The 11967-nt window shown below is 74.5% G+C and carries 11 protein-coding genes and 1 pseudogene; 9 read left to right on the top strand and 3 right to left on the bottom strand.

Going from position 1 to position 11967, the window contains the following annotated elements:
• Nucleotides 1–84 precede the first annotated feature (84 nt).
• Both ACWGB8_RS00140 and mnmA read left to right on the top strand, forming a co-directional pair.
• Nucleotides 85–1269 carry a cysteine desulfurase family protein gene (locus ACWGB8_RS00140; protein ID WP_452208619.1) on the top strand — a complete coding sequence of 395 codons (1185 nt, stop codon included), beginning with the start codon at nucleotides 85–87 and terminating at the stop codon, nucleotides 1267–1269.
• Nucleotides 1270–1313: 44 nt separating this feature from the next.
• Nucleotides 1314–2453, top strand: coding sequence for a tRNA 2-thiouridine(34) synthase MnmA (mnmA, locus tag ACWGB8_RS00135; RefSeq protein ID WP_452208617.1), 1140 nt, complete (start codon nucleotides 1314–1316; stop codon nucleotides 2451–2453).
• A 100-nt stretch (nucleotides 2454–2553) separates the two neighbouring features.
• Here mnmA and ACWGB8_RS00130 read toward each other — a convergent pair whose 3' ends face one another.
• Nucleotides 2554–2700 carry a hypothetical protein gene (locus tag ACWGB8_RS00130; RefSeq protein WP_452208615.1) on the bottom strand — a complete coding sequence of 49 codons (147 nt, stop codon included), beginning with the start codon at nucleotides 2698–2700 and terminating at the stop codon, nucleotides 2554–2556.
• A gap of 78 nt (nucleotides 2701–2778) precedes the next feature.
• Nucleotides 2779–2940: a hypothetical protein gene (locus ACWGB8_RS00125; RefSeq protein ID WP_452208613.1), complete on the bottom strand. Its 162-nt coding sequence runs from the start codon at nucleotides 2938–2940 to the stop codon at nucleotides 2779–2781.
• Between the two features lie 205 nt (nucleotides 2941–3145).
• On the opposite strand from ACWGB8_RS00125, the gene ACWGB8_RS00120 reads away from it, so the two are divergent.
• Both ACWGB8_RS00120 and ACWGB8_RS00115 read left to right on the top strand, forming a co-directional pair.
• Nucleotides 3146–3676, top strand: coding sequence for an LOG family protein (locus ACWGB8_RS00120; RefSeq protein WP_452208611.1), 531 nt, complete (start codon nucleotides 3146–3148; stop codon nucleotides 3674–3676).
• Nucleotides 3677–3689: 13 nt separating this feature from the next.
• On the top strand, nucleotides 3690–4379 hold the full coding sequence (locus ACWGB8_RS00115) for an SDR family oxidoreductase (protein ID WP_452208609.1): 690 nt from the start codon (nucleotides 3690–3692) through the stop codon (nucleotides 4377–4379).
• A gap of 54 nt (nucleotides 4380–4433) precedes the next feature.
• Here the strand turns inward: ACWGB8_RS00115 and ACWGB8_RS00110 are convergent, their stop codons facing one another.
• On the bottom strand, nucleotides 4434–4955 hold the full coding sequence (locus ACWGB8_RS00110) for a nuclear transport factor 2 family protein (protein ID WP_452208607.1): 522 nt from the start codon (nucleotides 4953–4955) through the stop codon (nucleotides 4434–4436).
• A 146-nt stretch (nucleotides 4956–5101) separates the two neighbouring features.
• On the opposite strand from ACWGB8_RS00110, the gene ACWGB8_RS00105 reads away from it, so the two are divergent.
• The 5 genes and pseudogenes from ACWGB8_RS00105 (at nucleotide 5102) to gatC (ending at nucleotide 11963) form a co-directional block, all read left to right on the top strand.
• Nucleotides 5102–5968: a LysR family transcriptional regulator gene (locus ACWGB8_RS00105; protein ID WP_452208605.1), complete on the top strand. Its 867-nt coding sequence runs from the start codon at nucleotides 5102–5104 to the stop codon at nucleotides 5966–5968.
• Between the two features lie 41 nt (nucleotides 5969–6009).
• Nucleotides 6010–7020: a methionine synthase gene (locus ACWGB8_RS00100; protein WP_452208603.1), complete on the top strand. Its 1011-nt coding sequence runs from the start codon at nucleotides 6010–6012 to the stop codon at nucleotides 7018–7020.
• 21 nt (nucleotides 7021–7041) lie between these two features.
• Nucleotides 7042–9342: an NAD-dependent DNA ligase LigA gene (gene ligA, locus ACWGB8_RS00095; protein ID WP_452208827.1), complete on the top strand. Its 2301-nt coding sequence runs from the start codon at nucleotides 7042–7044 to the stop codon at nucleotides 9340–9342.
• Nucleotides 9343–9750: 408 nt separating this feature from the next.
• A pseudogene (locus tag ACWGB8_RS00090) lies at nucleotides 9751–11504 on the top strand (putative bifunctional diguanylate cyclase/phosphodiesterase); the annotation flags it as partial.
• Between the two features lie 162 nt (nucleotides 11505–11666).
• Nucleotides 11667–11963: an Asp-tRNA(Asn)/Glu-tRNA(Gln) amidotransferase subunit GatC gene (gene gatC, locus ACWGB8_RS00085; RefSeq protein WP_452208601.1), complete on the top strand. Its 297-nt coding sequence runs from the start codon at nucleotides 11667–11669 to the stop codon at nucleotides 11961–11963.
• Nucleotides 11964–11967 lie beyond the last annotated feature (4 nt).

Below are 11967 nucleotides of genomic sequence, written 5' to 3'. Positions count from 1 at the left end.
CTCCCGGTACGCCGGACCAACGGCGCGTTGCCGACGGTCCAATGGCCGGAACGCCACCCGGCGGCCCTCTACAATCGGATGGTTATGCCATACCTGGACCATGCGGCGACCACGCCGATGCTGCCCGAGGCGATCGCCGCGATGACGGCGCACCTCGGGGTCGTCGGCAACGCCTCCTCCCTGCACGCGGCCGGCCGGCGGGCCCGCCGCGTGGTCGAGGAGGCCCGCGAGTCCCTCGCGGAGTCGCTGGGCGCCCGGCCGAGCGAGATCGTCCTCACCGGCGGCGGCACCGAGTCCGACAACCTCGCCGTCAAGGGCCTCTACTGGGCCCGCCGCGACGCCGACCCGGCCCGCACCCGGGTGCTGTGCAGCCCGGTCGAGCACCACGCCGTCCTCGACGCCGTGCACTGGCTCTCCGAGCACGAGGGCGCCCGGGTCGAGTACCTGCCGGTCGACGCCCACGGACGGGTCCACCCCGAGGTGCTGCGCGCGGCGATCGAACGCGACCCGGCCTCGGTCGCCCTGGTCACCGTGATGTGGGCCAACAACGAGGTCGGCACCGTCCAGCCGGTCACCGAACTCGCCGCCGTCGCCGCGGAGTACGGCATCCCCGTGCACGCCGACGCGGTCCAGGCGCTCGGCCAGGTGCCGGTCTCCTTCGCCGACTCCGGCCTCACCGCACTCACCGTCACCGGCCACAAGATCGGCGGCCCGTACGGCATCGGCGCCCTGCTGCTGTCCCGCGGCGCGACGCCCGTCCCGCTGCTGCACGGCGGCGGCCAGGAGCGCGACGTGCGCTCCGGCACCCTCGACGCCCCCGCCGCAGCAGGCTTCGCGGTCGCCGCGGAACTCGCCGTCGAGCGGCGGGCCGAGCACGCGGCGGCGCTCGGCGCCCTGCGCGACGAACTCGTCGCCGCCGTCCTGGCGGCCGTCCCGGACGCGGTGCTCAACGGCGACCCGTCCGCCGGGGGCCGGCTGCCCGCCAACGCGCACTTCTCCTTCCCCGGCTGCGAGGGCGACGCCCTGCTGATGCTGCTCGACGCCCAGGGCATCGAGTGCTCCACCGGCTCCGCCTGCTCCGCCGGCGTGCCGCAGCCCAGCCACGTGCTGCTCGCGATGGGCGTCGACCCGCTGCTGGCCCGCGCCTCGCTGCGGTTCTCGCTCGGCCACACCTCCACCCGGGAGGACGTCGCCGCCCTCGCCGCCGCCATCGAGCCCGCCGTCCACCGCGCCCGCAACGCCGGACTCGCGGCCGCCGCCCGGCGGTAATCCGCTCCGGGAAGCATCCGGGCGGCGCGTACGCTTGGTGCATCATGACTGACTTCCCCGGTGCCCCGACCACCCCGTCCACTGGCCGCCTGCGCGTGCTCGCCGCGATGTCCGGCGGGGTCGACTCCGCCGTCGCCGCCGCCCGCGCCGTCGAAGCCGGCCACGAGGTGACCGGCGTGCACCTGGCGCTGTCGGCCAACCCGCAGTCCTTCCGCACCGGCGCCCGCGGCTGCTGCACCATCGAGGACTCCCGCGACGCCCGCCGCGCCGCCGACGTCATCGGCATCCCCTTCTACGTGTGGGACCTCGCCGAGCGCTTCCGCGAGGACGTCATCGACGACTTCGTCGCCGAGTACGCCGCCGGCCGCACCCCCAACCCCTGCCTGCGCTGCAACGAGAAGATCAAGTTCGCCGCGCTGCTCGACAAGGCCCTCGCCCTCGGCTTCGACGCCGTCTGCACCGGCCACTACGCCCGCATCGTCGACCTCCCGGACGGCCGCCGCGAGCTCCACCGCGCCGTCGACGCCGCCAAGGACCAGTCGTACGTGCTCGGCGTGCTCGACGCCGACCAGCTCGCCCACTCGCTCTTCCCGCTCGGCGACACCACCAAGGACGCCATCCGCGCGGAGGCCGCGCAGCGCGGCATCGCCGTCGCCAAGAAGCCCGACAGCCACGACATCTGCTTCATCGCGGACGGCGACACCCAGGGCTTCCTCGCCCGGCACCTCGGCACCGCCCCCGGCGACATCCTCGACACCGACGGCACCAAGCTCGGCGAGCACGACGGCGCGTACGGCTTCACCATCGGCCAGCGCAAGGGCCTGCGGATCGGCCGGCCCGCCGCCGACGGCAAGCCGCGCTACGTCCTCGACATCTCCCCGGTGAACAACACCGTCACCGTCGGCCCCGCCGAGGGCCTGGACGTCACCGCGCTCACCGCCATCCGCCCCCGCTGGTGCGGCACCGAGGCGGTCGGGACCGCGGGCCGCTACACCGCCCAGCTGCGCGCCCACGGCGAGGAGGTCCCGGTCACCGCGTCGATGACCGGCGACGAGCTCCACGTCACCCTGGACACCCCCGCCCGCGGCATCGCCCCCGGCCAGGCCGTCGTCCTCTACGACGGCACCCGCGTCATCGGCTCCGCCACCATCGCCACGACCGAGCGCCGGGCCCTCACCGCCTGACCGGCCCGGCGACCCGGCCGGGCCGGTCCAACCAGCTCCACTGCCGGGCGGCGGTGACGGTCAGGCCGAACCGGTCGGGTCCGGGCGAGCCACGGTCCCGCTACCAGCGGTGGGCCTCCTCGATCTCCTCCCAGAGCCGACGCGGGCCGTACTGCCAGACGGTGAACCGCTCTCCCGGGCCGCCGTCGTGATCGACGGCGGCCCAGGACGAGGCGTCGGTGGTGGCAACCCAGAGCCGGGCGGCCACCCCCTCGACTGCGGGTTCGTCCTCCCAGGCGGTCCAGACGTCGCCGAGCCGCAGGCCCAGCGCGAACCGGGCCGCCTGTCAGGGGGAGAGCTCGGTGCCGGACTCGTCCGGGCTGTGCTCCTCCCGTACGACGTCGCGGAAGATCCGCAGATCCCGGCGCTGGCCGCGCATCAGCATGAACGCCGAGTGCGGGGCGAACCGTCCCTGCGCCCGCGCCCTCGTCGAGAGTCTGGACAACACCCGGGTGATGCTGAACAGCCGACCGGAGGCCAGTGCTGCCCAGGCGTCCTACCGCGCATGGGGCTACCGGAGGGTTGGATCGGCGGTGCCCTGGGAGGGAGCGGCCCGGCACGACGTGATGGTTCTCGACCTCGTCCAGACCGGCGAGCGGGGGCCGGAAACCCGGTGAGTGGGTGGGCGGGTGCGTGATAGACCAGGGAGCACTATGAACATCACTGTCTTCTGCTCCGCGTACTCGCTCGACGACCGCTACTCGGCCCCCGCCGCCGAGTTCGCCCGGCTGCTCGGGGAGGGCGGGCACACGCTGGTGTGGGGCGGCTCCAACGCCGGGCTGATGGGGGTGCTCGCCGACGGGGTGAAGGCCGCCGGCGGCCGGCTGGTCGGGATCTCCGTCGAGTTGCTGAAGCACAAGGCGTACCAGGGCGCCGACGAGCTGGTCACCACGGGTGACCTCGCCGAGCGGAAGGCGCAGCTGCTGGCCCGTGCGGACGCGGTCGTCGTGCTGGTCGGCGGCCTCGGCACGCTGGACGAGGTGACCGAGGTGCTGGAGCTGAAGAAGCACGGCCTGCACGACAAGCCGGTGATCGTGCTCGACACCGAGGGCTTCTACGACGGCCTGCGCACCCAGCTGGAGCGGATGGACACCGAGGGCTTCCTGCCGCTCCCGCTCGCCGAGCTGGTGCTGTTCGCCACCTCGCCGGCCGAGGCCCTGGCGCAGCTCAAGTCCGTGGCCTGAGAGGATCGGGACCATGCCCGCACACCTGATCACCGGCGCCGGCTCCGGCATCGGCACCGTCCTCGCCGAGCTCCTCGCCGAGCGCGGCGACGACCTCTGGCTGCTCGCCCGCGACGCCCGCCGCGCCGCCGAGCTGCGCGAGCGCTTCCCCGGCGCCCGCACCCTGGTCGGCGACCTCGCCGACCCCGGCAAGCTCTCCTGGGCCTTCGGCCACCAGAGCATCCCGGTCGAACTCGATTCGCTGCTGCACGTCGCCGGCGTCGTCGAGCTGGGCCGGGTCGGTGAACTCCCGGTCAAGGCCTGGCAGGAGACCCTCGCCGTCAACCTGGTCGCCCCCGCCGAGCTGACCCGGCTGCTGCTGCCCTCGCTGCGCCTGGCCAAGGGCCACGTGGTCTTCGTCAACTCCGGGGCCGGCCTGTTCGCCCACGCCGACTGGTCCGCGTACGCCGCGAGCAAGCACGGCCTGAAGGCGCTGGCCGACTCGCTGCGCCAGGAGGAGCAGGCCGCCGGGGTCCGGGTCACCTCCGTCTACCCGGGCCGCACGGCCACCCCGATGCAGGTCAAGGTGCACCAGCAGGAGGGCAAGGCGTACGACGCCGACCGCTGGATCGCGCCCGAGTCGGTGGCGAAGGCCGTCGTCGCCGCGCTGGACGCCTCCCGCGACGCGCACATCACCGAGATCACCGTTCGCCCGGGCCTCTGACCCCGGTGTGGGAAGTCGGCCCGGTCGACTTCCCACGCGTGGGTTCACCTGCGGTCAGGCCCCGAAGATCGCGACGGGGTCGCCGACCAGCCAGGTGTTCTCGATGCGCATCCGGTGGATCAGCCAGCGGCTGCCGTCGCGTACCAGCTCGACCCGGTAGGGGTTCTTCAGCAGGGCGTGGACGGCCGGGTCGGCGGTGAGCAGGTGCTGCGCCTCGACCAGCGCGGTCAGCCGGGCGGTGTCGCCGTCGACGGTGATCCGCGGGTTGGTGACCTGGTGGGTGGTGTCCACCCGGCCGGCGAACAGTTTCAGGATCGTGTCGACGATGGCGTCCCGCCCGGTCATCAGGGGCGGGGCGGCGCCCCAACGCGCGGCGGCGGGACGGAAGTCGAGCTCGGCGTCGGCTGTGAACGCGGAGGCGAACAGGTCCCGGTCCTTGAGGTCCTGGCCGAGCGCGAAGCGGTACAGCGCGTCGGCGATCTCGGCCCGGTCGCGCAGTTCGGCGACGACGGCGGCGGTGTCCCCGGGCGGGGCCGCCAGGGCCTGGTGGGCGTGCTGGTCGGTGGCGGCGGTCATGGTGTCCTCCTGGCAGGGACTCGGGCAGGGGGTGTGCTCGACGCCGTCCACTCTGCTGCGCCGGTGCGGGGCGAACAACGACGGTCTGCGCAAGGATCGTGAAGCGGGGCTTCACGACGGGGACGGGGACGGGGACGGGAGGACGCGTGATCGAGCGCTACGAGGTGGAGGCGCTGCTGGTGCTCGCCGAGGAACTGCACTTCGGGCGCACCGCCGAGCGCCTGCACGTCTCCACGACCCGGGTGAGCCAGACCATCCGCAAGGTGGAGCGGCGGGTGGGCGTGCCACTGTTCCGCCGCACCAGCCGGCACGTCGAACTCACCCCCGCGGGACGGAACCTGGTCGAGGACCTCCGGCCGGCGTGGCAGGCCGTGGGGGCGGCGCTGGAACGGGCGGTCGAGGCCGGGCGGGGCCTGTCCGGCAGCCTGCGGGTCGCCTTCGTCGGCGCGGCCGCGGGGCAGTTGGTGGCCGGGGCCGCGCAGGCGTTCCGCGACCGGACCCCCGACTGCGAGGTGCGCCTGCGGGAGGCGCAGACCGCCGAACTGATCCCCTGGCTGCGCGAGGGCGAGGCCGACCTGGGGCTGGGCGCCGTCCGCCAGGAGCCCGGGATCGCCTGCGGCCCCGTCCTGGTCACCGAGCCGTGGATGCTCGCCGTCCCCGCCGACCACCCCCTCGCCCACCGCGCCGGCGTCCCCGTCGCGGAGCTGGCCCGGGTGCCGGTGCTGCGCCTGGACGGCCACGACGCCGCCGTCCCCGTGCCGCCGCAGGGCGCGGCGCCGGGGCCGCGGGCGGCGACGTTCCAGGAGGCGCTCACCCTCGTCGGCGCCGGGCAGGGCGTCCTCCCGGTCGGTGCCCACACCCGCCGCTACTACGTCCGCCCCGACGTCGCGTACGTCCCCCTCGACGGCGCCCCGCCGCTGGAGTGGGCGCTGCTGTGGCCGGCCGACGGGGCGACCGCCCGCGTCCGCGCCTTCGCCGAGGCGGCGGCCGCCCTGGTCCACGGGCCCGGATGAGCGGGGGAGCCCCGGACGCCCCGATCTCGTAGGCTTCCCGGGTGAGCAACGGACACCCCTTCCCCGACCTGCTCGGCGCCGCGACCGGCGTCGGCTCGCTGCCCGGCACCGATGCGCGGGAGGCCGCGAAGACCTCCACCGGGGCGCTGGAGCACCTGCCGTTCCTGCCGGAGCTGCCCGCCCGCGGGCCGGGCGCCGACATGATCGGGCGCGGGGCCGGGCTGCTCGTCGAGCTGTACGCGCAGACCGAGCCCAGCGGCTGGCGGTTCACCGACCGTCCCGGGCGCGACACCCGGCGGGCGCACTCCTGGCTCGGCGAGGACCTCGACGCCCTGGAGGAGTTCACCCAGGGGTACACCGGCGCGCTCAAGGTGCAGGCCGTCGGCCCGTGGACGCTGGCCGCCTCGATCGAGCTCAAGCACGGCGAGAAGGCGCTCGCCGACCCCGGCGCCTGCCGCGACCTCACCGGCTCGCTCACCGAGGGCCTGCGCCGCCACCTCGCCGACGTCCGCCGCCGCGTCCCCGGCGCCGAGGTCGTCCTGCAGCTGGACGAGCCCTCGCTGCCCGCCGTGCTGACCGGGCAGGTGAAGACCGCCAGCGGCTTCCAGCGGCTGCGCGCGGTGGACCGCCAGGTCGCCGAGGAGCAGCTGCGCGAGCTGGTCCGCGGCCTCGACGCGCCGGTGGTCGTGCACTGCTGCGCCCCCGGGGTGCCGGTCCCGCTGCTGCGCCGGGCCGGGGTGGCGGGGGTGTCGCTGGACTTCTCGCTGCTGACCGAGCGTGAGGACGACGACCTGGGCGAGGCGGTCGAGGGGGGCACCGCGATCCTCGCCGGTGTCGTCCCGTCCACCGACCGGGGAGTGTCCGACGCGGCCGGTAGTGTCCAGGGTGTCAGGACGTTGTGGCGCAGGCTCGGGTTCGCCCCGGATCTGCTCGGCCGCCATGTGCTCGTGACGCCGACCTGCGGCCTGGCCGGGGCCTCCCCGGCCTATGCGCGCACGGCGCTGTCACTCAGCGTAAGGGCCGCGCAGAGCCTGGTGGACAACCCGGAATGAGACGGTAGGAGGCTTGCGGTGGTGGCTGTCGAGGGCTGGGAGGACGTCCCGGCGGAGGTGCGCGGACGGCACGCCGAGCTGGCGGCCGAGATCGAGGACCACCGGGCGCGGTACTACGAGCAGGACGCGCCGATCGTCAGCGACGCCGAGTTCGACGGGCTGATGCGCGCGTTGGAGGCGCTGGAGGCCGCGCACCCGGCGCTGGTGACGCCCGATTCGCCGTCCCAGAAGGTCGGCGGTACGGCCGCCGAGGGCTTCACCAAGGTCGAGCACCGCGAGCGGCTGCTCAGCCTGGACAACGCCATGGACGACGAGGAGCTGGCCGGCTGGGCCGAGCGCGTCGCCCGCGAACTCGACGGCATCGACTACCACTTCCTGTGCGAGCTCAAGGTGGACGGCCTCGCCGTCAACCTCACCTACGAGCGCGGCGAACTGGTGCTGGCCGCGACCCGCGGCACCGGCCGGGTCGGCGAGGACATCACCGCCAACATCCGCACCATCAAGGAGATCCCGCAGCGCCTCCACGGCGACGACGTCCCCGAGCTGGTGGAGATCCGCGGCGAGGTCTACCTGCCCACTGAGGCGTTCGAGGAGCTGAACGCCTCCTTCGCCGCGGAGAACGAGCGCCGCCGCGCGGAGAACGAGCAGCGGGCCGCGGAGGGCAAGCGCCCGCAGGCCCTGGTGAAGCTGTTCGCCAACCCGCGCAACGCCGCGGCCGGCTCGCTGCGCCAGAAGGACCCGCACGTCACCGCCTCCCGCCCGCTGCACATGGTGGTGCACGGCATCGGCGCCCGCAGCGGCTTCGCCATCGACTGCCAGTCGCACGCCTACGAGCTGCTGCGCGGCTGGGGCCTGCCGACCGCCCGGCACAACGCGGTGGTCGGCAGCCTGGACGAGGTCCGGGCGTTCATCAGGCGCTTCGGCGAGCAGCGGCACTCCGTCGAGCACGAGATCGACGGCGTGGTCGTCAAGGTGGACGAGATCGCCCTGCAGGGCCGGCTCGGCTCCACCTCCAAGTCCCCGCGCTGGGCGATCGCCTGGAAGTACCCGCCGGAGGAGGTCACCGCCAAGCTGGCCGCCATCAAGGTCGGCATCGGCCGCACCGGCCGGGCCACCCCGTACGCGGTGCTGGCCGAGCCGGTGAAGGTGGCCGGCTCGATGGTCCAGTACGCGACCCTGCACAACCAGCAGGTGGTGAAGGCCAAGGGCGTCCTGCTCGGCGACACCGTGGTGCTGCGCAAGGCCGGTGACGTCATCCCGGAGATCCTCGGCCCGGTCGAGGACCTCCGCGACGGCACCGAGCAGGAGTTCGTGATGCCCTCGCACTGCCACGAGTGCGGCGCCGAACTGCGCCCGATGGCCGAGGGGGACATCGACCTGCGCTGCCCGAACGCGCAGTTCTGCCCGGCCCAGATCCGCGAGCGGATCGCCTTCCTCGGCGGGCGGTCCTCGCTGGACATCGAGGGCCTCGGCTACGTCGCGGCGACGGCGCTGACCCAGCCGCTGGAGCCGTCCGCCGCCCCGGTGCGCACCGAGGGCGACATCTTCGGCCTGACCGTCGAGCAGCTGCTGCCCATCAAGGTGCTGGTGCGCGACCCGAAGACCGGCATGCCCCGGCTGGACGACGAGACCGGCGAGGAGAAGGAGGTCTTCTTCTTCGCCACCACCGCGGGTGCGCCGAAGAAGAACACCGGGCTGATGCTCGACAACATCGAGCAGGCCAAGCAGCGCCCGCTGTGGCGCTTCCTCAACGGCCTGTCGATCCGGCACGTCGGCCCGGTCGCCGCGGAGGCGCTGGCCCGCGAGTTCCGCGACCTCGACCGGATCTTCGCCGCCACCGAGGAGGAACTGGCCGCCACCGAGGGCGTCGGTCCCGGCACCGCCCGCTCCATCGTCGAGTGGTACGGGGAGGAGTGGCACCGCGCGATCCTGGAGAAGTGGCGCGCCGCCGGCGTCCGCTTCACCGAGGAGTTCGCCGAGGAGGAGGGCGAGCGCCCGCTGGAGGGCCTGACCGTGGTGGTCACCGGCACTCTCGCCGGGCACACCCGGGACGGCGCCAAGGAGGCGCTGACCTCGCGCGGCGCGAAGGTCACCGGCTCGGTGTCCAAGAAGACCGACTTCGTGGTGGCCGGCGACAACCCCGGCTCCAAGTACGACAAGGCCGTGCAGCTGGGGCTGCCGGTGCTGGACGACGCCGGGTTCGCGGTCCTGCTGGAGCAGGGGCCGGACGCGGCCCGCGCCCTGCTGGGCCTGCCGGGGGCGGGGGACGGCGCCGGGGACGGCCCGGCGGAGGGGGCCGGGGCCCGGCCGTCCGAGGACTGACCCGACCGCAGACGCGGGGCCCGAGGGTTGTTATCGTCCTGATGCAGCGTCACCGGGTGCCGCGCGGTGGATAGCGGGCACAGTGGAAGCGGGCCATGAGTCCGCGGGCATTGTGTCACCGTGCGGTACCCGATCGTGGTGGAGCGATCCCGGTTGTCCGAAAGTCTGCCCGTGCGGTGGACCCCGGCATACCCTGGAGCGCAACAGAGTGTCAGCAGGGGCGGGGGCACTGGCCGAGCCGGTCTCCGCGGGGCCGCTCCATGTCCGGCAGCTGCCGGCGCCGGTACGGTGTGCCTCACGCCGTAAGGCGGCCTGAAAGGGCGGGCCCGACGGAGGACAGGGCTTATGGATCGTACGACCGGCGGCGCGCCCACACGCCCGCCGCAGGGGGTGGCGGGTGCGGTCCTGCTGCTCGGCGTGCTGCTGGCCGGAGCCGCGCCGCTCATCCCGCTGGCCGTCCTGGTCTACCGGTACGAACCCGAGCTGCTGCCGCTGTTCGCGGTGCCGCTGGCCGTCCTGGTCGCGGCCTGGCGGATCGCCCGGGACCGGGCCCGCGACCAGCTCACCGACCCGCTGACCGATCTGCCCAACCGCCAGGCGTTACTCCTCGCGGCCCAGGAGGCGATCGCCGAGCACGACGACGGCTACAGCGTCGGTCTGATCCTGCTCGACCTCGACCGTTTCCGGTCGCTCAACGACACCCTCGGCCACACCGCCGGGGACCGGCTGCTGGTGCACATCGCCCGCCGGCTGCACCGCGCCCTGCGGGCCGGCGGCCAGGCCGGGGCCGCCGCGCGGTCCACCCCGGACGACGTCTTCGCCGGACTGCCGCCGCACTACCGGCGGGGCCGCCCGCTGGTGGCCCGGATGGGCGGCGACGAGTTCGCCGTCCTGCTGCCCGGCGTCGGCTGCCCGGACACCCTGGAGCGGGTCGCCAAGGCGCTGATCGCCGAACTCGCCGCCCCGATCCGGCTGGACGGGCTGCTGCTGGTCCTGGAGGCCAGCGCCGGGGTCTGCGTCTACCCGCAGCACGCCCAGGATGCCGAGTCGCTGCTGCGCCGCGCCGACGTGGCGATGGGCCACGCCCAGCAGGGCCGCACCTCGGTCGAGCAGTACGACGAGACGCAGGACGCCGACACCCCCTACCGGATCGGCCTGCTCGGCGACCTGCGCCGGGCCCTGGAGACCGGCGAGGTGCAGCTCCACTACCAGCCGAAGGTGGCCTTCGACGGCCGGGTGGTCGGCCTGGAGGCGCTGCTGCGCTGGGAGCGCCCCGGCCAGGGCAAGGTCTCGCCGGACGAGTTCGTCGGCCTCGCCGAGTCCAGCGGCCTGATGCCCCGGCTCACCGACTACGTGCTGGAGGCGGCGGTCGGCCAGCTCGCCTACTGGCGCGACCAGGGCCTCCAGGTGCAGGTCGCGGTGAACGTCTCGCCGCGCGACGTGCTCAACCCCGGCTTCGCCCAGCGGGTCGCCGGCCACCTGGTCCGCCACCAGGTGCCGGCCCACGCGCTGCAGCTGGAGATCACCGAGCGGCTGCTGCTCGACGACTCCCGCCGGGCCGCCGACACCCTCGCCGAGCTGCGCGGCTACGGCGTCGGGATGTCCCTGGACGACTTCGGCACCGGCCACTCCTCGCTGGTGCGGCTGCGCAGCCTGCCGGTCGGCGAGCTGAAGATCGACCGCTCCTTCGTCTCCCGGATGGTCGCCGACGACCACGACGCGGCCGTGGTGCGCTGCTCGGTCGAGCTGGCCCACTCGCTCGGGCTGACCGTGGTCGCCGAGGGCGTCGAGGACGACGAGACCTGGGAGCGGCTGCACTGCATGGGCGTGGACGCCGTCCAGGGCTGGCTGGTCTCGGCGGCGCTGCCGGCCGAGCAGGCCACCGCCTGGCTGCGGGTGCACCGCACCGGCGCGCCGCCGATGGAGCGGCTGGGGGCGGCGGCCGCGCCGCTGCCGCCGGTCGGACCGCCGGTGCTGCCCCCGATGGCGCCCCCGGTGATCAAGCCGGTGCTGCCGCCCGTCCTGCCGCCGGTGGTGCAGGCGGTGCAGGCCGCGCACCGGGAGATCCAGGTCCCCGGGGCGCAGGGCTGGGCGCGGACCCGGCCGCAGTGACCCGGCCGCGCCGACGACCGCCGGGCCTTCGGACGGCCGCGCCGCGGTGACCGGCCCCGGCCGCCGGTCGTTGGCCGGGCGCGGGGCCGCGCCCCATAGGATGGGGGCAATGACCATGAGGACGGGAGCGCCGCGCGGCTGCGCCCGCCCGGGCCCGGTACCGCCTGACGGTGCCGCCGGGCCTCACCAGAACTCACCCTGAGGATCGCTGCATGCCTGGCATCACGCGCGAGGAGGTCGCCCACCTCGCTCGGCTGTCGCGTCTGGAGTTGCAGGCCGAAGAGCTGGACCACTTCGCCGAGCAGCTCGACGTGATCATCGGCGCGGTCGCCCGCGTTTCCGAGGTCGCCGGACTCGACGTCCCGCCGACCTCCCACCCGCTCCCGCTGACCAACGTCATGCGCGCGGACGAGGTGCGGCCGTCGCTCACCCCGCAGCAGGCGCTCGCCGGCGCCCCCGCCGCCGAGGAGCAGCGTTTCCGCGTGCCGCAGATCCTCGGGGAGGACTGACCGA

The organism is Kitasatospora sp. NPDC054939 (genome assembly GCF_053610105.1).
This window is presented reverse-complemented; position numbering and strand designations above follow the sequence as displayed.